The sequence below is a fragment of the Lysobacter sp. KIS68-7 genome (assembly GCF_021284745.1).
GTDB lineage: Bacteria > Pseudomonadota > Gammaproteobacteria > Xanthomonadales > Xanthomonadaceae > Noviluteimonas.
This window is the reverse complement of the sequence record NZ_CP089925.1, coordinates 704984-725529: the sequence shown is the minus strand read 5'-3', so window position 1 is coordinate 725529 and position 20546 is coordinate 704984. Positions and strand designations below refer to the sequence as shown.

Annotated in this window: 21 protein-coding genes; 10 read left to right on the top strand and 11 right to left on the bottom strand. The window is 67.4% G+C overall.

Going from position 1 to position 20546, the window contains the following annotated elements; genetic code table 11:
- Window positions 1-194 precede the first annotated feature (194 nt).
- The gene (locus LVB87_RS03510; protein WP_232899536.1) at window positions 195-2378 is read left to right on the top strand and encodes a carboxy terminal-processing peptidase; all 2184 of its coding nucleotides are present in this window, start codon (window positions 195-197) and stop codon (window positions 2376-2378) included.
- Between the two features lie 71 nt (window positions 2379-2449).
- Window positions 2450-3271: a methylated-DNA--[protein]-cysteine S-methyltransferase gene (locus LVB87_RS03505; RefSeq protein ID WP_232899535.1), complete on the top strand. Its 822-nt coding sequence runs from the start codon at window positions 2450-2452 to the stop codon at window positions 3269-3271.
- Window positions 3272-3274: 3 nt separating this feature from the next.
- Here the strand turns inward: LVB87_RS03505 and LVB87_RS03500 are convergent, their stop codons facing one another.
- A complete protein-coding gene (locus LVB87_RS03500) occupies window positions 3275-3769 on the bottom strand; it encodes an Lrp/AsnC family transcriptional regulator (protein ID WP_232899534.1) in 495 nt (164 codons plus the stop codon).
- Window positions 3770-3962: 193 nt separating this feature from the next.
- On the opposite strand from LVB87_RS03500, the gene LVB87_RS03495 reads away from it, so the two are divergent.
- From LVB87_RS03495 to LVB87_RS03480, 4 genes are read left to right on the top strand one after another with little or no spacing between them, the layout of a single operon-like run.
- A complete protein-coding gene (locus tag LVB87_RS03495; protein ID WP_232899533.1) occupies window positions 3963-4481 on the top strand; it encodes a DinB family protein in 519 nt (172 codons plus the stop codon).
- A gap of 2 nt (window positions 4482-4483) precedes the next feature.
- Entirely contained in the window at window positions 4484-5428 is a 945-nt protein-coding gene (gene yedA / locus LVB87_RS03490; RefSeq protein ID WP_232899532.1) for a drug/metabolite exporter YedA, read from the top strand.
- Window positions 5425-6369 (top strand): EamA family transporter RarD, encoded by a 945-nt coding sequence (gene rarD / locus LVB87_RS03485; RefSeq protein ID WP_232899531.1) that lies wholly within the window; start codon window positions 5425-5427, stop codon window positions 6367-6369. The genes yedA and rarD overlap by 4 nt, the downstream gene beginning before the upstream one ends.
- 9 nt (window positions 6370-6378) lie before the next feature.
- Entirely contained in the window at window positions 6379-6624 is a 246-nt protein-coding gene (locus tag LVB87_RS03480) for a DUF1272 domain-containing protein (protein WP_343223406.1), read from the top strand.
- A gap of 593 nt (window positions 6625-7217) precedes the next feature.
- On the opposite strand, the gene LVB87_RS03475 is transcribed toward LVB87_RS03480, so the two are convergent.
- The 5 genes from LVB87_RS03475 to LVB87_RS03455 are packed head-to-tail and all read right to left on the bottom strand — an operon-like array spanning window position 7218 to window position 12704.
- Window positions 7218-8210, bottom strand: coding sequence for a polysaccharide deacetylase family protein (locus tag LVB87_RS03475; RefSeq protein WP_232899530.1), 993 nt, complete (start codon window positions 8208-8210; stop codon window positions 7218-7220).
- Window positions 8207-9511 carry an ABC transporter permease gene (locus tag LVB87_RS03470; RefSeq protein WP_232899529.1) on the bottom strand — a complete coding sequence of 435 codons (1305 nt, stop codon included), beginning with the start codon at window positions 9509-9511 and terminating at the stop codon, window positions 8207-8209. Before LVB87_RS03470 ends, LVB87_RS03475 begins: the two co-directional genes overlap by 4 nt.
- 10 nt (window positions 9512-9521) lie before the next feature.
- Entirely contained in the window at window positions 9522-10682 is a 1161-nt protein-coding gene (locus LVB87_RS03465) for an FtsX-like permease family protein (protein ID WP_232899528.1), read from the bottom strand.
- An 18-nt stretch (window positions 10683-10700) separates the two neighbouring features.
- Window positions 10701-11396 (bottom strand): ABC transporter ATP-binding protein, encoded by a 696-nt coding sequence (locus tag LVB87_RS03460; protein ID WP_232899527.1) that lies wholly within the window; start codon window positions 11394-11396, stop codon window positions 10701-10703.
- Window positions 11397-11453: 57 nt separating this feature from the next.
- A complete protein-coding gene (locus LVB87_RS03455) occupies window positions 11454-12704 on the bottom strand; it encodes an efflux RND transporter periplasmic adaptor subunit (RefSeq protein WP_232899526.1) in 1251 nt (416 codons plus the stop codon).
- Window positions 12705-12900: 196 nt separating this feature from the next.
- Between LVB87_RS03455 and LVB87_RS03450 the strand changes: the two genes are divergently transcribed.
- From LVB87_RS03450 to LVB87_RS03435, 4 genes are read left to right on the top strand one after another with little or no spacing between them, the layout of a single operon-like run.
- Window positions 12901-13824, top strand: coding sequence for an ABC transporter ATP-binding protein (locus LVB87_RS03450; RefSeq protein ID WP_232899525.1), 924 nt, complete (start codon window positions 12901-12903; stop codon window positions 13822-13824).
- Window positions 13821-14618: an ABC transporter permease gene (locus LVB87_RS03445; RefSeq protein ID WP_232899524.1), complete on the top strand. Its 798-nt coding sequence runs from the start codon at window positions 13821-13823 to the stop codon at window positions 14616-14618. Before LVB87_RS03450 ends, LVB87_RS03445 begins: the two co-directional genes overlap by 4 nt.
- Before the next feature lie 21 nt (window positions 14619-14639).
- Window positions 14640-15815 carry a sensor histidine kinase gene (locus tag LVB87_RS03440; protein WP_232899523.1) on the top strand — a complete coding sequence of 392 codons (1176 nt, stop codon included), beginning with the start codon at window positions 14640-14642 and terminating at the stop codon, window positions 15813-15815.
- The gene (locus LVB87_RS03435; protein ID WP_232899522.1) at window positions 15812-16414 is read left to right on the top strand and encodes a response regulator transcription factor; all 603 of its coding nucleotides are present in this window, start codon (window positions 15812-15814) and stop codon (window positions 16412-16414) included. The genes LVB87_RS03440 and LVB87_RS03435 overlap by 4 nt, the downstream gene beginning before the upstream one ends.
- A 3-nt stretch (window positions 16415-16417) precedes the next feature.
- Here LVB87_RS03435 and LVB87_RS03430 read toward each other — a convergent pair whose 3' ends face one another.
- From LVB87_RS03430 to LVB87_RS03410, 5 genes are all read right to left on the bottom strand, one after another.
- On the bottom strand, window positions 16418-16840 hold the full coding sequence (locus LVB87_RS03430) for a hypothetical protein (RefSeq protein WP_232899521.1): 423 nt from the start codon (window positions 16838-16840) through the stop codon (window positions 16418-16420).
- Between the two features lie 103 nt (window positions 16841-16943).
- On the bottom strand, window positions 16944-18323 hold the full coding sequence (locus LVB87_RS03425; protein ID WP_232899520.1) for a leucyl aminopeptidase family protein: 1380 nt from the start codon (window positions 18321-18323) through the stop codon (window positions 16944-16946).
- Entirely contained in the window at window positions 18314-19045 is a 732-nt protein-coding gene (locus tag LVB87_RS03420) for an HAD-IA family hydrolase (protein WP_232899519.1), read from the bottom strand. Before LVB87_RS03420 ends, LVB87_RS03425 begins: the two co-directional genes overlap by 10 nt.
- A gap of 43 nt (window positions 19046-19088) precedes the next feature.
- Window positions 19089-20177 carry an AI-2E family transporter gene (locus LVB87_RS03415; RefSeq protein ID WP_232899518.1) on the bottom strand — a complete coding sequence of 363 codons (1089 nt, stop codon included), beginning with the start codon at window positions 20175-20177 and terminating at the stop codon, window positions 19089-19091.
- Entirely contained in the window at window positions 20174-20512 is a 339-nt protein-coding gene (locus LVB87_RS03410; protein WP_232899517.1) for a hypothetical protein, read from the bottom strand. The genes LVB87_RS03415 and LVB87_RS03410 overlap by 4 nt, the downstream gene beginning before the upstream one ends.
- Window positions 20513-20546 lie beyond the last annotated feature (34 nt).

Here is a 20546-nt window from a genome sequence, read left to right as displayed (position 1 = left end):
ATCCGCACGCGGGGCTGAACCGCGTCGGGCGTCTTCACTTGGATTTCCGTCGCAGCACTCACAAATCACCTTCGGCGCCTTCCCACGGACCGAAACTTTCGGCACTGTCGGAGCGTCTGGGTCGGAAGCAACCTGACCCTGCAATCCCCGCGTCACCCTCTATTCGGCCCGCCCCACCGGGCCCGGAAGCGACCATGAAGCTCAGCTCCACCCTGCCTGTGATGACCCTTGCCTTCGCGCTGGCCGCGCCGATCGCGCTGATGGCGCGCAACGACGACGCCGGCAAGCTGCCGAACGGCCCGACCGCCGACGAAGCGACCACCGCGAAGCTCGTGTACGGCCTGCTCTCCGACAGCCGTTACGCGTACCGCCCGCGCGCGCTCGACGACGCGCTCTCGCAGGACATCTTCAAGCGCTACCTCGAAGCGCTCGATCCCGGGAAGCTGTTCTTCACCGCCGAAGACGTCAAGAACTTCCAGCCCTACGCCACCAAGCTCGACGACGCGATCAAGAGCGGCGAGATGGATGCGCCCTACGCGATGTTCGCGCTGTACAAGCAGCGCGTGAACGAACGCGTGGCCATGGCGCGCGCCACGCTGAAGAACGACAAGTTCGATTTCTCCGGCCACGAGTCCTACCAATACGATCGCGAGAAGGCGCCGTGGGCCACCGCCGCGCAGCTCGACTCGCTGTGGACGCAGTCGGTGCGCAACGACTGGCTGCGCCTGAAGCTCGCCGGCAAGAAGCCCGACGAAATCCGCAAGACGCTCGATAAGCGCTACGCCAACCTCACCAAGGGCGTGGACGACCTCAACGGCGAGGACGTGTTCCAGACCTTCCTCAATTCGTATGCCGGTTCGATCGATCCGCACACCGATTACTTCACCCCGCGCACGGCGGCCAACTTCAACCTCTCGATGTCGCTCTCGCTGGAGGGCATCGGCGCGGTGCTGCAGAAGCAGGACGAAGTGGTCGTCATCCGCGAGATCGTCCCCGGTGGTCCGGCCGCGCGCAGCGGCAAGCTCAAGCCCGGCGATCGCATCGTCGCGGTCGGGCAGGGCACCTCGGGCGAAATGAAGGACGTGGTGGGCTGGCGCATCGATGATGTCGTCGAACTGATCCGCGGCCCGAAGAACACGCCCGTGCGCCTGGACGTGGTGCCCGCCGAAGCCGGCGTCGACGCCAAGCCCTCGCGCCTGGTGCTCACGCGCGACAAGGTGCGCCTGGAAGAACAGGCCGCGAAGGCGCAGACCATCACGGTGCCGGGGACGGATGGCACGTCGAAGAAGATCGGCGTGATCAAGCTGCCCGCGTTCTACCAGGACTTCGAAGGCCGCCGGAAGAATGCCAACGACTACGCGTCGGCCACGCGCGACGTCGCGCGCCTGCTCGCGCAGCTCAAGGTGCAGAAGGTCGACGGCGTCGTGCTCGACCTGCGCAACAACGGCGGCGGTTCGCTGACCGAAGCGGTCGAACTCACCGGGCTGTTCATCGACCAGGGCCCCGTCGTGCAGGTGCGCGAATCCGGCGGCCGCGTGAGCGTGGAAGACGACGACCAGTCGGGCGTTGCGTGGGACGGCCCGTTCGCGGTGCTGATCAACCGCGGCTCCGCTTCGGCGTCGGAAATCTTCGCCGGCGCGATCCAGGACTACGGCCGCGGCCTGGTCATCGGTGAAACCACCTTCGGCAAGGGCACGGTGCAGAACCTGATCGACCTCGATCGCTGGCCCGCCAACGAAGAATCGCGCTTCGGCCAGGTGAAGCTGACCATCGCGCAGTTCTTCCGCGTCAGCGGCGGCAGCACGCAGCACAAGGGCGTGGTGCCGGACATCCGCTTCCCGGTGACGGTCGATGCCAGCGAGTTCGGCGAGAGCACGTACGACAACGCGCTGCCGTGGACCCGCATCGCGGCAGTCCCGCACACGCAGTACGGCAACTTCGCGCCGCTGCTGCCGCGCCTGGATGCGATGCATGCCGCGCGCGTGGCGAAGGACAAGGAATTCCAGTGGTGGAGCGAGGACGTGGCGCAGTTCCGCCAGGAGCAGGCCAAGAAGTCCGTCTCGCTCAACGAAAACGATCGCCGCGCCGAGCGCGATACGTTCGAAGCCAAGCGCAAGGCGCGCCAGGCCGAACGCAAGGCGCTGGGCCTGCCGCTGGATCCGTTCGCCGAGGAAGACAACGACGACGGCCTGCAGGCGAGCGAGCGCAACATCGCCAAGGACGCCGCCCGCGAGAAGATGGAAGACCAGCGCCCGGATCCGCTGCTGCGCGAATCGGCCGCGATCCTCTCCGACGCGCTGACCCTGCTCAACGGCGACCGCCAGCTCTCGCAGCAGGTGCTGCCGGCCTCCCGCACGCTGGGTCACTGGTCGGAGTAAGGTTTGCCCGACACGGGGCCACGCAAGAATCGGATAGCGGGCGCCCCAGGGCGCCCGTTACCTTTTGGGCCATGGACAAGACCACCGACAAACTCGAACGCACCCGCGCCCTGCTCGATGCAGGCGAGCCGACGCTCGAGTCCCTTGCGGACGCCGTTGGCCTCAGCCCCTCGCACCTGCAGCGCAGTTTCACCGCGCACTTCGGCCTGAGCCCGGCGCAATACCTCGCGCAGCGCAAGCTCGGCACGCTCAAGGCCGCATTGCGCGAAGGCGACGACGTCAGCGGCGCGTTGTACGACGCCGGCTACGGCTCGCCCTCGCGCGTGTACGAGGCCGGCGCCGCGAAACTCGGCATGACGCCCGCGCGGTATCGCGCCGGCGGCGAAGGCGAGCACATCCGCTGGAGCATCGTGGAGACCGCGTTGGGCCAGGCCCTGGTCGCGACGACCGAACGCGGCATCTGCATGGTCGAACTCGGGCGCGACGCCCACGCGCTCGAGCAACGCATCGCCGAGGAATTCCCGAACGCGCAGCTCGAACGCGTCGATGCCGGCCGCGACGACTTCCTCGCCCCGCGCGTGCGCGCCGTCGCCGACATCCTTGCCGGCAAGGCCGCGCACGTGGACATCCACCTGCTCGGCACCGCGTTCCAGAAGCGCGTGTGGGATGCGCTGATGAAAATCCCGCGCGGCGAAACCCGCAGCTATTCCGGCCTCGCCGCCGAACTCGGCCAGCCGCGCGGCGCGCGCGCGGTGGCGAGCGCATGCGCGCACAACCGCATCGCCATCCTCGTGCCCTGCCATCGCGTCGTGCGCGGCGATGGTTCGCTCGGCGGTTATCGCTGGGGGTTGCCGCTCAAGCAGGACCTGTTGCTGCGCGAACGCGCGGCCTGACGCTCACTTCTTGCGCTTCACCGGCGCGCGCGTGGGCAGGTGCAAGCCGACCTTGATGGGCTCGAACACCATGCGCGTTTCGTAGCGCTTGAGCGTGTCGTCGCTGCCGAACAAGCGTTCGGCCACTTCGCGCGTATGCGGCAGGCTCGTCGTCGCCAGCAGCACCAGGTAATCCCATTCGCCGGCGAGCACGTAGCACTGCTGCACTTCCGGCGCACTGCGCATGCGCGCGTAGAACGCGGCGTGGTGGCGCGCCGATTCGCGTTCGAGCGCGACCAGCACGGCCGCAAGCGTCACGTTGGGCAGCATCGCGGGATTCAACACCGCGACCTGCCGCATCAACCCGCTCTCGCGATAGCGCTTGATGCGCCGCTGCACCGCGCTCGCCGACAGGCCCACCGCTTCGCCCAGCGCGGACAACGTGGCGTCGGCATCGCGCTGCAACAGCTCCAGCAGCCGGTGGTCGAATTCGTCGAGGGCGAGGGGCGTGGCGGGCATCGCATCGATCCTGCTGAAAATCGGGCCTGCAACAAATTTCGCGAAGGGCTGCGAACAGCGACGTTTTTGGCGCGCAAGATTCTTGCGCCATCGCGCACGAATTTTCAACCATCCTGCGAGGACCCATCGCTACGCTATGCGCCTGCGGTCGGCCCTGCCCATCGACCGCGTCCTCCTCCCCCAGGAGTCGAAGATGCAAACCACGCTCGACGCGCTCGCCGAATTCCCCCGTCGGCTCGAAGCGCATTTCGCGGCGGTGCCGCCGGAGTTGCTCCGGTGGGCGCCGCCGCGGTGGGACGGGATCCCGAGCGAGCGGCTGACGCCGGTCGAGCAGGCGTGGCACGTGCGCGACATCGAGATCGATGGATACCACCACCGGTTCCGTCGCACGCTCCATGAAGTGCATCCGATGCTGCCCGACCTCGATGGCGAAGGGCTCGCACGCGAGCGGCGTTACGCCGAACGCGACCCGTGGCAGGCGCTGGAGGAGTTCCGCGCCGCGCGCGAGGCGAACCTGGTGTTGCTGCGCTCGCTGGTACCGGCCGACTTCGACCGCACGGCCGGCTTCGAAGGCGTCCCCGTGACGCTGCGCACGCTCGTGCACCAGTTGTGCAGCCACGATCTGCAACACTTGGCAGGCCTGCAATGGCTGCTCGGCCGCATGGCGGCGAACCGCACGCCCTTACCGTTCCGCAAGCACGTCCTCGGATAACCATGGCCACCGTTTCGAACACCGAACTGCGTTCCGCATCGCCGATGGCGGTCGCGCTGGCGCTGGCGGCGGTGTACATCCTCTGGGGTTCCACCTACCTCGCCATCCGCTTCGCGCTGCACGGCTATCCGCCGTTCCTGCTGGCCGCGATCCGCATGTCGATCGCCGGTTCGATCATGTACGCGGTGCTGCGCATGCGCGGCACGCCGGCGCCGACGAAGAAACAATGGATCACGCTCGCGAAGTTGTCGGTCTTCATGGTCGTGTTGTCCAACGCGCTCGTGAACCTCGCCGAGACGCAGGTGAGTTCGGGCCTCGCCGCCATTGCCGTCGCCTCGATGCCCTTGTTCGCCGGCGTGTTCTCCATGCTGCGCGGCCGCCATCCCTCGCGCATGGAATGGGCGGGCCTGGTGATCGGCTTCTTCGGCGTGATCTGGCTCAGCGTGGGCGGCGAACTCCGCGGGTCGACGCTTGGCCTGGTGTGCCTGATCATCGCGCCGCTCGCGTGGGCCTGGGGCTCCATCTGGAGCCGCGACCAGGATCTGCCGGAGCCCTTCATGATGGCCGCGGGCCAGATGCTGGTCGGCACGATCTGGTTGGTGATCGTCGCGCTCGTCGCGGGCGAGCGCATCACGACCATGCCGAGTTTCCAGGCGACCGCTGCGATGCTCTACCTCGTCGTCGCCGGTTCGATCTTCGGCTTCACCGCCTACATCTGGTTGCTGCACCATGTGCGGCCCGCGCTCGCGACGAGCTATGCCTACGTGAATCCGCCGCTGGCCGTGCTCATCGGCGCACTCATCGGCGGTGAAACCTTCACGCGCCACGACATCGGCGCGATGGCGGTGATCCTGGCGGGCGTCGTGCTGATCACGCTCGCGAAGGCCCGCGGTGGCGCGGCCACGCAACCGACGACGCGCGAGATCGCCGAGGAACCGGCGGCATGAACCTGCAGCAAGTGGACCGTCGCGGCCTCTGGGTCGCGATCGGCGCCTTCCTTTTGTGGGGCGTCATGCCGCTGTGGTGGCACATGATGAAGTCGGTGCCGTCGCTGCAGATCGTGCTGCACCGCATCGCGTGGAGCGCGGTGATCGTCGGCGCCTACCTCACCTGGCGCGACGGGCGCGGCTGGTTGCGCGCCGCGCTGTCGAGGCCGCGCACGTGGTGGATGCTCGCGCTCAGCGGCGTGCTGATCGGCTTCAACTGGGGGCTGTACATCTGGGCGGTGAACGCCGGGCACGTCGTCGAGTCGAGCCTGGGCTATTTCATCAATCCGTTGCTCAACGTGCTGCTCGGCGTGGTGTTCCTGCGCGAGCGGCTCGGTCGTGCGCAATGGGTGTCGGTGGGCCTCGCGACGCTCGGCGTGCTGTGGCTGACCTTCCGCTTCGGCCAGTTGCCGTGGATCGCGCTGGCGCTCGCGGTCTCGTTCGCGCTCTACGGGCTCATCCGCAAGCTCGCGTCGGTCGATTCCATTCCTGGCCTGGGCGTTGAAGGTGCGTATCTGTTCCTGCCGGTCGTCGTGTGGCTGGCGTGGTCCGAACTGCACGGGCAGGGCGGGTTCTTCGTGTCGCAATCGCAGGGCGGTTACGGCGCACTGATGAGCTTGATGCTGATCGTGAGCGGCGGGCTGACTGCGCTGCCGTTGGTGGGATTCGCGTATGCGGTGCGCCGTGTGCCGCTGTCGGTGGTCGGGCTGCTGCAGTACATTGCGCCGACGATGCAATTCCTGATCGGGGTACTCGTGTTCCATGAGGCTTTCGATCGGGATCGTGCGATCGGTTTCGCCTGCATCTGGGTGGCGTTGGCGCTCTTCGCCATCGACGGGTTTTTGCGCGCGCGCCGCGCGAGTGCCGCGATGTCCTTGCAGGCGGTGCCGGCGAAGAGTTAGGAGAGGGTGATGCTGCAGATGCGCCCGAACTGCGAGTGTTGCAATCGCGATCTGCCGCCCGATTCGGAGGCGGTGATCTGTTCGTTCGAATGCACGTTCTGCATCGATTGCGCGACGAGTGTGCTCCATGGGCGTTGCCCGAATTGCGGTGGTGCGCTGGCGCCTCGACCTACGCGGGCGGCGCATTTGCTGGAGAAGTATCCGGCCTCTACTGAGCGCGTGTTTAAGCCTGAAGGGTGTCGAAGCGCGGGTTGAGCTCGCTCCACTAGACGGGCGTTCCGCCGCGAGCTGCCGCGTACTCCTCGCCGCTCACATACAGCAAGCTCCCGTCGAGGAGCACACGGCATCTCACGTCGGCCCGCTCGCCACTTGCTGTTTGCGCGGAGCGTCTGGGAGCCGCGTGCCACCGCGATGCGAACGCATTCGCCAACTTCCGGCTGCGGAGGGTCGGCACTTTGCCCCCTCGCTCGCTGCATCGGCATGTGCGTCCCGCTTCGGAGGGCAAGGTGCCTAGCGATAAATGTGAGAGGCGCTCCTTCGGATGGAGGGAGCGTTTCGCTTTGCCGAAGGCGCGTGTCTGGCAAACGAGGTGAGGCACGTCGCCCTTCGAAGCGGGACGCAGCATGCCGATGCAGCGAGCGAGGGGGCGATGTGCCGTCGTTCCGAAGCCGGGTGTAGGCGCGAGGCATTCGGATTGCGACGGACCTTCACACCAGACGCTCCGCGAGGGCATCAAGTTGCGAGCGGGCCGACGTGAGACGTCGTGTGCTCCTCGACGGGAGCTGCGGTATGTGAGTGGCGAGGAGCACACGACGGCTCGCGGCGGAACGCCCAACGGGTGGAAGTTCTTACTCGGATTCGACGACAGCCAAATCCAGGACCCACTGCGGAACCGTGGGTTCGCCGGCAAAGAAGGCATGCGGGCGCTTGTCGGCCAGCGCCCAGCGATGCAACCAACTCACGCCGTAAGGGCCCACGTACCCGTCCGGCCGCGCATAAGCCGGATCGCGCAGCGCTTCCTTCAGCGACACGACGCGATAGCCGCGCTCGCGCATGCCTGCGAACAACTCGGGGAACGTATCGGCGTTGAGCTCGTTGGCATGCAGCAGTTGCACCTGCGGGACCGGATAGCCCAGCAGCGCCACCGACTCACGATCATAGAAATCCAGCTTCGCGAGCATGTAAGGCACGTACTCCTGACGCAGGCGAAGCAGCGTGGCGTCCTTCTCCGCGTGCGGCGACTTGCCATCGAGCGTGAGCTCGTAGGCGCGCGCCCAGATCCATTCGCTCGTGTTCACCGTGACCGGCGCGGTGCGATAGCCGTGCGCGGCGAGGAAGCCTTCCAGTGCTGCGCGCTCTTCCGGGTTACGGCCGTTGCGCAGATAGGGATGTCGAAACCAGGTCGGCGTCTCGCCGTACTTCGCGAGAAGCGGACGCAGCTGGCGCTCGCCCTTCAGCACATCGGCTTCGAAGGCTTCAAGGCCAACCGCGTGGTAATCGACGTGGCCCCATGTGTGGTTGCCCAATTCCCATCCGGCACCGAGCCAGTCGCGCAGCATCTGCATGCGCACAGGCGACACCTTGTCGTGGATCTCGAGTTCCTTCTCGTTGACGAAACCGACGCCGGTGACGCCAGCCGCGCGAAACGCGCCCAGCAACTTGGCATGCCGCTGGGCGAACACGTCGGGCGGAAGTCGACCTGCCCATTGCCAGGGCAGGTCGTCGACGGTGATCGCGATTTTGCGATCGACCGGGGGTGCCACCACCGCGTCGCCCGCCGCTGCCGTGCGCGCGAACGCGCACCACAGCAGGCAGGCGGTGAGGGCGAGGCGCCGGATCATCCGGCGCGCAACGCTTCCGTCACGGGCAGGCGCGCGGCGCGCAGTGCGGGGAACAAGCCACCGACCAGGCCGATGCCCAGCGCCCACTTCAAGCCGGTCCACAGCAGCTCCGGCGTCACGCGGAACTGGAACACGACCTGGCTGAAGTTGTTGCCGAGCGTGGACACGGTGTAGCCGTTGAAGATCGCCCACGCGATCAGTGCGCCGAGTGCGCCGCCGAGGAAGGCGAGCAACATCGTCTCCAGCATCACCGCCATCACCACGGGCAGGCCGCGGAAGCCGATGGCGCGCATCGTGGCGATCTCGCGCGCGCGGCCTGCGACGGCGGCGTACATCGAGTTCAACGCGCCGAACACCGCACCGACGCCCATGATCGTGCCGATGATGATGCCGAGGTACTTGAGGAAGTTGGTCAGGTTCTCCGACTGCTTCGCGTAGTAATCCTTCGTGGTCGAGACGTCGAGCTTCAGGCGCGGATCGGCGGCGAGTGCTGCCTTCAATTGCTTGAAACCGTTCTTGCCGTCGAGCTTCACCGTCACCGACTGGAACGCCTGGCGCTGGTACGCCGGGCCCAGCACGTCGGCGTCTGCCCACAGTTCCGAGTCGTGCGAGTCGCCCGTTTCGAAGATGCCCACGACATTCCACATCTGGTTGGCGAGCTTGAGTTGCTGCCCGACTTCCAAACCCTGGAACTGACGTTGCGCGCCGCGACCGGCGACGAGTTCACGCAAACCCGGCGTGAACTTGCGGCCTTCCACGATCTTCAACTTGGGCTGCAGCGCCCACGCCGACGGTCCGATGCCACGGAACTGCACGTTGGTGTCCGTGCTGTCGCTCTTGCTCAACAGGTTGACGACCTGCGAGAGCTCGGGCGAAGACAACGGACGGCCGTCGGGGCCCTTCGCGATGCCGGCGAGCGCGCTGATCAACGGCACCTGGTCGCGCGTGATCACCGAGTTGGTTTCCGCCTGCGAACCGCCGCGCAGGACGATCGCGGTGTTGTCGTCGCCGGTGCTGGAGAGCGTGGACCGGAAGCCTTCGCCCATCGCGAGCATCGCGACCAGCACGCCGACCACGCCGGCGATGCCGATGACGATCACCGACGAGGCGCCCCAGCGCTGCGGCAGGCTGGCGATGCCGACCTGCGTCGCGGCGAGCGCCAGGCGCCCGCTGCGCGTGAGCGCCAGCCACAGCCCGATGGCGACGATGATCGCGAGGACCACGAACCACGGAAGCATGAACCACACGACGAGGGCCGCGATCAGCAGCAGCACGATGCCGAAGTTTGCAAGTTTGCGCATGATCGTTTCCTCAGCGGCCCGACAGGGCGTCGACGATGTTGAGGCGCATGGCGCGCAGCGCAGGCAGCACGCCGGCGAGCAGGCCGAAGGCGAGCATCAGCACGAGGCCCGTGATCCACGTTTCCGCCGGGAGGTTGGTGGGCAGCTGGATGAACCCGCCGCTCAACACCGTCGCCAGCTTCATCGCCATCGGGGCCAACGCGAGTCCGATGACCGCACCGAGCGCCACCAGCAGCATCGCCTCCGCCAGCACGAGCAGCAGCACGCTCTTGTTGCTGAAGCCGATCGTCTTGAGCACCGCCAGTTCCGGGATGCGCTCGCGCACGGCCTGCGCCATCGTGTTGCCGGTCAGCAGCAGCAACGTGAAGAACACCGCCGCCATGATCGAAGTGACGATCAGGCCGATGTCGCCGATCTGCTTGGCGAAGGACTGGTTGAACGCCTGCTCCGTCTGCGTCTTCGTTTCGTGGTCGGAGTTGGCCGAGAGCGCATCGATGGCCTTGGCGGCGCTGTCGGCCACGGCCGCGCTCTCCACCTGCACGATGTACCAGCCCACCCGACCCTTCACGTAATCGTTGGCTTCGTCGAAGTAGTCCCAGTGGAAGAGCAGGATCTGCTCCTGGCCCTTCTGCTTTTCGTTGTCGATCTTGAAGATGCCGTCGAGCGTGAACGTCCAGTCGTTGCTGCCCTTGGTCGGGAAGATCGTCGCCTGCAAGGGAATGGTGTCGCCGATCTTCCAGCCGAACTTCTTCGCCAGCGACTCACCGACGATCGCGCCGCGGCGATCGGCCAGCCAAGCCTTCTTTTGCGCTTCGGGCAGCTTGAACTCCGGATACAGGTCCAGGTAGTTCGGGGCGACCGAGAAATTCGCGAAGAAGTTCTTCGGGTCCTGGTAGATGCCGCCGAACCACGCGGCATACGTCGCCTGCTTCACGCCTTTCACCGCGCGGATCTGGGGATCCAGGGCGTGCGGGAGCATCTGCGTGAGCGACAGGCGCGAGGAGGTGACCATGCGGTTGGCGCCGGTGACGTCGCCGCCCGAATTGAAGGCCACGCGGACCGAGTCGAGCATGCCGAACAGGAAGAACGCGGTGACCACCGACAGCAGCGTCAGGAAGGTGCGCGTCTTGCTGCGGAACAGCGCCGCCCAGATGAGGTGCAAATATTTCATTGCGATGTCCTCGATTGGTTACGCGTAGGCGTGCGCGGCTTGCTCGACGAGGTTGCCCTTGTCGAGGTGCAGCGTGTGCGTGGCGTATTCGGCGGCCTTCGGGTCGTGGGTGACCATCACGATCGTCTTGCCGTGCTCGCGGTTGAGCATCTGCAGCAGGCCCAGGATTTCCTCGGCGGACTGGCGGTCCAGGTCGCCCGTGGGTTCGTCGCAGATCAGCAGCGTGGGGTCGGAGACGATCGCGCGCGCGATCGCCACGCGCTGCTGCTGGCCGCCGGAGAGTTCGGCCGGGCGGTGCTTGCCGCGATCCTTCAGGCCGACGAGCTCCAGCGCGATTTCCGCATTGCGCTTGCGCTGTGCGCCATTGAGCTTGGTGAGCAGCAGCGGCAGCTCGACGTTCTTCTGCGCCGTGAGCGTGGGCATCAGGTTGTAGAACTGGAACACGAAGCCGACATGGTTGCTGCGCCACTGCGAGAGCTGGCCGGAGCCGAGCTGGTCGATGCGCGCGCCATCGACGGTGATCTCGCCGCGCGTGGGCGAGTCCAGGCCGCCGATCAAATTCAGCAGCGTGGTCTTGCCCGAGCCCGACGGGCCCATGAGCGCGACGAAGTCGCCCTTGTCGATGTCGAGGTCGATGCCATGCAGCACGTCGACCGTTTCCGGGCCGCGGCGATAGGTCTTGTGCAGGTTGCGAATGCTGACGAGCGTGGACATGCCTGGGTCTCCGGGGAGGGAGTGGATTGAAGGTGATACGCGCGGGCGCGCGGTTTCTTACTCGGTGGCCTCGGCCTTCGCGGGTCTGACGCGCGTGCCGTCGGCGAGCTTGTCGGAGGGGTCGAGCACGACGGTGTCGCCGCCGTTGAGGCCTTCGGTGACTTCGCGGTCGTCGCCCAGCGTGCGGCCGAGTTTCACGTTGCGCACGCGCGCCTTCTCGTCGACGACCACGAACGCGACATCCTTGCCTTCGCGCTGCACGATCGCCGCGGCGGGTGCGAGCACACCCGTGGGTTGCTTGGCATCGACGGGCTTGGCTTCTTCCAGGAAGCTCACGCGCACGCCCATGTCGGGGACGATGCGCGCGTCCTTCTGCTTCAGCGCCACGCGCACCTTCACCGTGGCTTTGCCGCGGTCGGCGGCCGGGATGATCGCGATGACTTCGGCCGGGATCTTCCAGTCGGGATAGGCGTTGAGCATGGCCTGCGCCTGCATGTGCGGCAGCACGCGGCCGATCTGCGCCTCGTTCACTTCGACTTCGACTTCCAGCGAATCCATGTCGACGATCGTGCCGATGCCCGTGCGCGTGAAGCCGCCACCGGCCGACAGCGGTGAGACGATTTCACCCGGCTGCGCGGCCTTGGCGATCACCACGCCGGCGAAGGGCGCGCGCACGACGGTGTTGTCGACGCCCTGGTCGGCGATGCGCAGGTTGTCGCTCGCGACCTGCGCGTTGCGCTGCGAAGTGGCGAGCTGCGCATGCAGCGCATCGCGTTCGGCGACGGCCTGGTCGTACTGGGCCTTCGACACGAGCTGCTGCGAGACGAGGCCATCGAGCCGGCGCACGTTCGCATCGGCTTCGCGCACCTGCGCGCGCATGCTGTCGATCTGCGTCTTCGCGGCGGCGACCTGCGAGTTGGCGAGGGTGCGCACGGCATCGGCATCGATCGGATCGAGCGTCGCCATGATCTGGCCCGCTTCCACGTGCATGCCTTCTTCGATGCGCACGTCGCGCACCTTGCCGGTGATCTTGGCCGACACCGTGGCCATGCGGCGCGCGACGACATACCCGGTGGCGTCCAGCACGGTGGCCGGGCCGCCGCTGCCGCCGCCGATGGCGGTGACTTCCGCCGTCTGCACTTCCACCGCCTTGTCGCGGCCGAACACCGCCCACGCGGCGAGTGCGAGCACGAGGACGCCGGCCACCACCGCCAGTGCGATCCACAAGCCGCGACGCGAGGTCGGCGGCGGGGGCGCGCTGCGGTCGATGCGCAATTCCTTCAACAGGTCGGCGGGGGACGACGGCATGGTCATAAGGCCTCGGACGCAGGGAGACGCCTAGTGTGACCGTGGCCGGTCGCGGGCGCCATTCGACGGTGGGCAGGGTACGAACCGGCCATGCATGCGTCACCTGACGACTGTCACCCCGATTCCATGAAGGCCGTGACTGCCGCGCCGCCGTCGCGGTGCCGATCATGCCACCACGTCCACAGGAGTGACCGACATGCTTCGCACCGAACAGGGCGTTCTCGCACGCCTGACCCAGGCGACCAAGTCCTACGGCAAGGTGCGCGCCCTCGACGGCGTGGACCTGCAACTGCGCGGTGGCGAACTGCTCGCGCTGCTCGGCCCCAACGGCGCGGGCAAGACCACGGCCATCGGCCTGTTGCTCGGGCTGCTGCGTGCAGACGCAGGCCAGGTCGAACTGTTCGGACAGGATCCGCAGGCCATCGATGCGCGCCGCCACATCGGCGTGATGCTGCAGGACGCAGCGCTTCCGCCCACCCTGCGCGTCGGCGAACTGATTCGCCTGGTCGCCAGCTATTACCCGTCGCCGCGCACGGTCGCGGAGAGCGCGGAGCTCGCCGGCGTGACCGACCTGCTCAAGCGCCCCTACGGCAAGTTGTCGGGCGGGCAGCAGCGTCGCGTGCAGTTCGCGCTCGCGATCTGCGGACGACCGAAGCTGTTGTTCCTCGATGAGCCGACGGTCGGCATGGACATCGACGCGCGCCGCCGCCTGTGGGATGCGATCCGCCATCTCGTCGCCGAAGGCAACGGCGTGGTGCTCACCACGCATTACCTGGAAGAAGCCGAAGCCCTCGCCGATCGCGTGTGCGTGATGGCGCGTGGCAAGGTGATCAGCGAAGGCAGCGTGGATGCATTGCGTGCACGTGTTGCGATGAAGCGCGTGCGTTGCACCACGCGCACCACGCCGGCCGAGGTCGCGCAGTGGGCGGGCGTCGCCGAAGCCACGATGGAAGGCGATCGCCTGTGCGTTTCCACCGAAGCGGCGGAAGCCGTCGTGCGCCGCCTGCTCGCCCTGGACGCCGACCTGTCCGCGCTCGAAGTGCGCGCCGCCGGCCTGGCCGAAGCCTTCACCGAACTCACCCGCGACGACGCCGCGTCGTCCCTGCAGGAGGCCGCATGAACACCGATCTGTCGATCCTCTCCGAACGCCCGCAGGCACTCCCCATGCCGCGCAGCCGAATCATCGGCGCCTACCTTGCGGAGATGCGCAGCGAAGTCGTGCGCTACCTGCGCAACCCCGGCTTCGTGTTGCCCACGATGCTGTTTCCGACCGTCTTCTACCTGATGTTCGGCGTGTTCATGGCCTCGAAGAACTCGGCAGACGCGTCGCGCTACCTGCTGGCGGCCTACGGCACGTTCGGCGTGATGGCGCCGGGCCTGTTCGGCTTCGGCGTGTCGCTGGCGATGGAACGCGAGACCGGCCTGCTTACGCTCAAGCGCGCGCTGCCGATGCCGCCGTTCGCTTACCTGCTCGGCAAGATGGTCATGGCGATGCTGGTGGCAGCCGGCGTGATGACGATCCTCGTGGTGCTCGCCACGACCCTGGGCCACGTCTCGCTCACGACCGCGCAGCTCGTCCAGCTGTACGCGACCAACGTGCCGGGCGTCCTGCCCTTCTGCGCGCTCGGTCTGTTCATCGGTACTTTCGTCAAAGGCCAGGCCGCCCCCGCGCTGATCAACCTGGTGTACCTGCCGATGGCCTTCCTCTCCGGCCTGTGGTTCCCGGTGAGCGTGCTGCCGAAGGTCGTCGGGAACGTGGTGGCGCCGCTGTTGCCGAGCTACCACCTCAACGCGCTGGCGCTGGATGCGGTGGGCATCGCCAAGGTCGCCCTGCTGCCCCACGTGCTGATGCTGGCGACGTTCACCGCGCTGGTCTCCTGGATCGCCGCGCGCCGCCTGCGCCGCATCGGCTGAGCCGTGCAGTAGCATCCGCGCATGCAGACCGCGTCCCCGCAGGTGTTCAAGCTCCCGCCCGCCGTCGCGCGCTTCCTGGCGCGCGTCGGCTTCGTGCCGGCGCCCGATTCGGCGGCGGCCTATTCGATTCAACTCGGCAAGTCGCCGTGGAGCGACGCGGTCCACCTGCTGTGGTCGCTGTGGGTGTTCATCACCCCGATGATGGGCGGGCACTACACATGGGAGTGGGTGGCGTTCACCGCCGCGTCGTATCCGATCTTCCTGGCGCTGTACGCCAAGGTGATCCTGTCGCCGCGGCGTTTGTCGTGGCGCTACGCGATCGGCATGTGCGTGCTGGCTTACGTGCTGCTGCCCTGGTATCCCTCGGGGCTGAGCTACTTCGTGTTCGGCTGCGTCATGTTGCGCACGAGTTCGCACATGAGCGTGGTGCGGTATCTCATCCAGATCGCGATCCTCAACGCGATCTTCCTCGCGATCGCCTGGTACGTCGGGTATCCCTGGCAGGCGATGGTGTGGATGCCGGTGATGACGCTGATCATCGGCGTGATCGTCAACGTGGAGCGCGTGGCGCAGGAGAAGGATGTCGCGATCAAGCTCTCGCACGAGGAAGTGCGGCGCTTGGCAGCGACTGCGGAGCGCGAACGCATCGGCCGCGACCTGCACGACCTGCTCGGTCACACGCTGTCGCTGATCACGCTGAAGCTGGAGCTGGCGCGCAAGCTGCACGCGCGCAATCCGGAGTCGTCGCTCCGCGAGCTGGAGGAAGCCGAGCGCGTCGCGCGCCATGCGCTGGCGGAAGTGCGCAGCGCCGTCACGGGCATCCGCTCGGCCGACCTGGCCGCGGAACTCGCCTCCGCACGCCTCCTGCTGGAAAGCTCGCAGGTGCACCTCGAATACGACGCACCGCCGCCCGATCTCCCGGCCGACGTCGAACGCGGCCTGGCCTTGGTGCTGCGCGAAGCAGCCACGAACATCGCACGCCATGCACGGGCCTCGCGCGCGCGCATCGGCTTCGAGACCGAGCATCGCACCGTGCAACTATCCATCGAAGACGATGGCCGCGGTGGCGTCTCCACCGACGGCAACGGCCTGGCAGGGATGCGCGACCGCGTGCGCGCGATGCACGGCACGCTCAGCATCGAATCGCCGCGCGGCGAGGGCACAAGGCTGCTCGTGCGCGTCGGGTTGCCCGCATGATCCGCATCCTGCTCGCCGAGGACCAGGCGCTGGTGCGCGGTGCCTTGTCGGCGCTGCTCGGATTGGAAAGCGACATCGAAGTGCTCGGCGCCGCGCCCGATGGCGAAGCGGCGTGGCGCGAGGTGCAGCGCCTGAAGCCGGACGTGCTGGTCACGGACATCGAAATGCCGGGCCTGTCGGGGCTGGAGCTTGCGCAGCGCATCCAGCGCCACGAACTGCCGGTGAAAGTGGTCATCGTCACCACGTTCGCGCGCGCGGGTTTCCTGCGGCGCGCGCTCGACGCGGGCGTGTCCGGTTACCTGCTGAAGGATGCGCCGGCGGAGGATCTCGCCGAAGCGCTGCGCAAAGTGCATCGCGGCGGCCGCGCCATCGATCCGCAACTCGCGATGGACGCGTGGTCCGAAGCCGACCCGCTCAACGACCGCGAACGCCAGGTGCTGCGCCTGGCCGGCGACGGCATGTCCGCGACCGAAATCGCCGCCAAGCTCAACCTCTCCGGCGGCACCGTGCGCAATTACCTGTCGGAAGCCATCGGCAAGCTCGGCGTCGGCAATCGCATCGAGGCGTATCGCCTCGCGCGCCAGAAGGGTTGGTTGTAGGGATTACTGCAAGGCGCGGAAGAAGAGCGGGCCGCTCTCGTGCGCGTACGGCTCACCCATGTGCAGCTTGCCGTCGGCCCACGTGTACTCCGCGCCGGCACGCCCGCAGAAGCCGGAGCGATGCTCCAGGAACACTTCGATCCTCGTGCGCTGCACGCCGGATTCGTCCGTGGCCACGGCGTTGGTGACCATGCCGAAGGCCACGGCCCCCGGCGCGATCGACCGCAATGCATTGCGCAACTCGTCGACCGTCGACCAGCGCCCCTCCGGATCCTGGTCCAGGTCGGGCAGCACGGGGATCACTTCACCCGATTCGCGCATGTAGCCGCCGAAGCTCACCAGCTTGTGGCGCTCGCGCAGCATCTGCGCCGCGGCGCAGACGAGGAGGAAAGAGAGGCGACCGGTTTTGCTCTCGCTGGTGTGCATGGCGACGCTCGCTTGGAATGCGAGCGCAGTCTGCTGCACGCCGACGCGCAAGGCGGATGCGGAATGTCCCTTCGCGCAGTGCGATGCGTCCGGCGTGGAACGATTACTTTCCGAAGCGCTGCTTCAACACCGCCCAGGCCGTGCGCAACCCCTGCGCTTCGCCGCCCGTGGGCTTGCCCGGGCGATCGCTGTCGTTCCAGGAATACACGTCCACGTGCACCCACGGCTGCGCTTCGGGCACGAAGCGTTCCAGGTACAAGGCCGCCGTGATGCTGCCCGCCATGCGCGAAGGGCCGCTGTTGGCGAGGTCGGCGATCGTGCTCAGGAGATAACGCAGGTACGGGCGCCATAGCGGCATGCGCCACACAGGGTCGCGCTGCGCATTCGCGGCTTCGAGCCAGTCGGCGGCCAGCGATTCGTCGTTCGCATAGAGCGCCGGCAGGTCCGGGCCCAGCGCGATGCGTGCGGCACCGGTGAGCGTGGCGAAATCCACGAGCAGGGCCGGCTTCAGTTCGGACGCATAGGCCAGTGCATCGCACAACACCACGCGGCCTTCCGCATCGGTGTTGTCGATTTCGACCGTGACGCCCAGGCGCGTGGTGAGCACGTCGCCGGGGCGGTAGCTCATGGGGCCGATGGCGTTCTCGACCGCGGGCACCAGCAGCGAGAGACGCACCGGCAGCTTGCGCGCCATGATCAATTCGGCCAGCGCGATCGCGTGCGCCGCGCCGCCCATGTCCTTCTTCATGTTGCGCATGCCGTCGGCGGGCTTGATGTCCAGGCCGCCGGTGTCGAAGCACACGCCCTTGCCCACGACGGCCAGGTGCGGCGCTTTCTCGTCGCCCCACTGCAGCTCGATCATCCGCGGCGCGCGATGCGAAGCGCGGCCGACGGCATGGATCGCGGGGAAGTTGTGCTTGAGCAGGTCTTCGCCGCTGACGACGTTGATCGTCGCGCCGTGCTTCTCGGCGAGTTCGCAGCACACCTGTTCGAGCTGGTCCGGGCCCATGTCTTCGGTGGGCGTGTTGACCAGGTCGCGCACGCGCACCGAGGCGGCGAGCACGTCGAGCGTTTCCGCATCGACCTTGCCGCTGACCAGGCGCGCAGGCATGCGCAGCGGCGCCTTGTAGCGTGCGAAGCGATACGCGCCCAGGCCCCAGCCCAGTTGCAGCGCGCGCAGTGCATCGGCGTCCAGGTCGTTCGCGAGCTTCCAGTCGCCCGGCGGCAGCGCCATCGGCGCGTGCGCGTAGGAGAAGGGGTCGTTGCGGTCGCCGATGCCGAGCACCGCGCCCGCGATGCCGTTCTCGCCGGGCAGCAACAGCAGGCTGCCGGAGACGGCGGTGAAGGTCTGCGCGTCGATCCAGCTGCCGAGCGCGGGCAACTGCAGGCGGCGCCACTCGTCGAAGCCGCTGCGCTCGATGACGTGCAACGGAAGCGCGGTGTCGGAGCGCTCAGCGAAACAATCGGGCGTGGTCAACCGCATGCGGCTTCGTCCTGCAGGTGGGCGTCCAGCCAATCGGCCAGCGCGTCGAGGGTCGGGAAGGCGAGGTCGGGCTTGACGTGCACGTGCGGCCACGCCGGCGTGGGGCCGTGCAAATCGTCGCGATGGATCCAGCACGTGCGCAGACCGGCGCGCTGTGCGCCGAGCACGTCGAGTTCGATGTCGTCGCCCACGTGCAGCACGTTGCGCGGATCGAAGCCCAGGCGCGCGCACGCGGCGCGGTAGATGCCGGGATCCGGTTTCGACGCACCGTGTTGGGCCGCGCCCAGCTGGAACGCGAAATGCTGGTTCAACCCGATGCGGCGCAGATCGGCATTGCCATTGGTGACCGCAGCCACCGGCACGCGGGCCGCGATGCGCTCGAGCGCAGGAATCGCATCGGGATAGCACTGCACGCGATTGCGCTCGGCGAAGAAGGCTTCGAAGGCGGGCTCGACCTGCGCCACGTCATCGCCCGCCAGTTCCATCGCGCGCGCCAGCGTCAGCTTGCGCAGCGTGCTGAAGTCGTGGGCCAGGTGCGGGTGCTCGACGTTGATCGTCTCGCGCAGGCGGCGCATCTCCGGCACCGGGAAGCGCTCGGCCGTGCGGGGGCAGTGCGCCACCAGCCAATCGTGCAGCACATGCTCGACGCGCGCGCCCACCGGCGCGAACGGCCAGAGCGTGTCATCGAGGTCGAGGGTGATGGCGCGGACTTGGAAATTCACCCGCCCATTCTAGACCGGTGCGCCCGCGCAACATGGCCCGGGGTCACTCCAGCAGCCGGGCCCAGCCTTCCAGCCCGTCGATGCGCTCGAACACCAGCTTCACGCACACCAGCAGCGGCACCGCGAGCAGCAGCCCGATGATCCCCCACAGCCAGCCGAACAGCATCAGCGCCAGGATCAGCACCAGCGGCGAGAGCGCCATGCGCTTGCCCAGCACGATCGGCGTGACGATCTGCCCTTCCAGCGTGTGCAGACCCAGGTACAGGCCCGCCGGCAGCAGCGACTGCCAGTCTTCGTAGCGCACCACGCCCATCACCAGCATGACGAGGATGCCGATCAGCGGCCCTACGTAAGGCGCGAAGTTGAGCAGGCCCGCCATCGTGCCCCACAGCAGCGCTTCGTCCGCCGGGATGCCCATCAGGAAGTACAGCAGGCTGGCGAACACCAGGCCCACGATCACGTTGATGATGCTGATGGTGAGGACGTAGCGCGAAATCTCGGTTTCGATCGCCTGCAGGATTTCCACCGTGAGCTTCTTCTGCTGCCGCCCGGGCAGCAGTGCGATGGCGTGTCGTTGCAGGTCGCCGCCGTAGACCATGAAGAAGAACGTGAGCAGCACGACCGCAAGCACGGAGGCGATCGCGCGCGGCGTGGAGGTCAGCACGCGGTAGGGATCGTTGACCTCGGTCTTGACCACCTGCACCGGTCGCGCGGTGTTCTCACCGCCCGCGGCGCGCGCGATGTTCTCCGCCGCCTTGTTGGCTTCGGTCACCGGCTTGGTGAGCGAACGCAGCTTCGGCGCCAGGTCGCGCATCTGCTTCGGCACTTCGCGGATCCATTCCGCACCCGGCGTGGCGAGTTCGCGCGCCAGCATGTAGGTGCTGAACATGCCCAGCGCCAACACCAGCAACGCCCCGAGGAAACGCGGGATCCACAGCTTGCGCAGCAGGCGGATGATCGGATTGCCCACCAGCGCGAAGAACATCGCCAGCAGCACGGGCAGCAGCAGGTCCTGCGAGAGGTACAGCGTGAAGGCGACTGCGACGGAGGCGATGACGATCGCGGCCACCGAGGAACGTGGCCGGGCCTGGACGTGGTTGGGTTCGCCCTCGGTTTCGAACTCGTAGGTCATGCATCCACCGGCGGCGCGGTGGCGGCGGCTTGCTGCGCGGCGTCGGCCGCCTGTCCTGCTTCGCCCGCCGCGGCCTGTGCGCCGGTGCCCGCGAACAAACCGGCGAGCGCGGAGACCAACTGCAACGCACCGCTGCCGCTCGCCACTTTCTTCTCCGGCTCGAGCTTGCCGAGGATGAAGCCCGACACGAGCCCCGCCACCACGATGCGCCCCGGCGTCCAGCTCGCACGCCACGACGACTTGAGTTGGCGGAAGTCGGCCAGCGTCTGCCGCTCCTTCGCTTCGAGCGCGGATTCGGCTTGCCTGACTTTCTCGATGAGTGCGGAAAAGCCCATCGTGGCCCCTGTGGAATGCGTCAGCGCATGCTGC

Excerpts from the sequence above, each read along its gene's own strand:
- LVB87_RS03410 (WP_232899517.1), bottom strand. The coding sequence starts at position 20,512 with ATGGGCTTTTCCGCACTCATCGAGAAAGTCAGGCAAGCCGAATCCGCG.
- LVB87_RS03465 (WP_232899528.1), bottom strand. The coding sequence starts at position 10,682 with ATGAAATATTTGCACCTCATCTGGGCGGCGCTGTTCCGCAGCAAGACG.
- LVB87_RS03425 (WP_232899520.1), bottom strand. The coding sequence starts at position 18,323 with ATGCGGTTGACCACGCCCGATTGTTTCGCTGAGCGCTCCGACACCGCG.
- rarD (WP_232899531.1), top strand. The coding sequence starts at position 5,425 with ATGAACCTGCAGCAAGTGGACCGTCGCGGCCTCTGGGTCGCGATCGGC.
- LVB87_RS03505 (WP_232899535.1), top strand. The coding sequence starts at position 2,450 with ATGGACAAGACCACCGACAAACTCGAACGCACCCGCGCCCTGCTCGAT.
- LVB87_RS03430 (WP_232899521.1), bottom strand. The coding sequence starts at position 16,840 with ATGCACACCAGCGAGAGCAAAACCGGTCGCCTCTCTTTCCTCCTCGTC.
- LVB87_RS03480 (WP_343223406.1), top strand. The coding sequence starts at position 6,379 with ATGCTGCAGATGCGCCCGAACTGCGAGTGTTGCAATCGCGATCTGCCG.
- LVB87_RS03500 (WP_232899534.1), bottom strand. The coding sequence starts at position 3,769 with ATGCCCGCCACGCCCCTCGCCCTCGACGAATTCGACCACCGGCTGCTG.
- LVB87_RS03510 (WP_232899536.1), top strand. The coding sequence starts at position 195 with ATGAAGCTCAGCTCCACCCTGCCTGTGATGACCCTTGCCTTCGCGCTG.
- LVB87_RS03415 (WP_232899518.1), bottom strand. The coding sequence starts at position 20,177 with ATGACCTACGAGTTCGAAACCGAGGGCGAACCCAACCACGTCCAGGCC.
- LVB87_RS03470 (WP_232899529.1), bottom strand. The coding sequence starts at position 9,511 with ATGCGCAAACTTGCAAACTTCGGCATCGTGCTGCTGCTGATCGCGGCC.
- LVB87_RS03435 (WP_232899522.1), top strand. The coding sequence starts at position 15,812 with ATGATCCGCATCCTGCTCGCCGAGGACCAGGCGCTGGTGCGCGGTGCC.
- LVB87_RS03450 (WP_232899525.1), top strand. The coding sequence starts at position 12,901 with ATGCTTCGCACCGAACAGGGCGTTCTCGCACGCCTGACCCAGGCGACC.
- yedA (WP_232899532.1), top strand. The coding sequence starts at position 4,484 with ATGGCCACCGTTTCGAACACCGAACTGCGTTCCGCATCGCCGATGGCG.
- LVB87_RS03460 (WP_232899527.1), bottom strand. The coding sequence starts at position 11,396 with ATGTCCACGCTCGTCAGCATTCGCAACCTGCACAAGACCTATCGCCGC.
- LVB87_RS03455 (WP_232899526.1), bottom strand. The coding sequence starts at position 12,704 with ATGCCGTCGTCCCCCGCCGACCTGTTGAAGGAATTGCGCATCGACCGC.
- LVB87_RS03475 (WP_232899530.1), bottom strand. The coding sequence starts at position 8,210 with ATGATCCGGCGCCTCGCCCTCACCGCCTGCCTGCTGTGGTGCGCGTTC.
- LVB87_RS03445 (WP_232899524.1), top strand. The coding sequence starts at position 13,821 with ATGAACACCGATCTGTCGATCCTCTCCGAACGCCCGCAGGCACTCCCC.
- LVB87_RS03440 (WP_232899523.1), top strand. The coding sequence starts at position 14,640 with ATGCAGACCGCGTCCCCGCAGGTGTTCAAGCTCCCGCCCGCCGTCGCG.
- LVB87_RS03495 (WP_232899533.1), top strand. The coding sequence starts at position 3,963 with ATGCAAACCACGCTCGACGCGCTCGCCGAATTCCCCCGTCGGCTCGAA.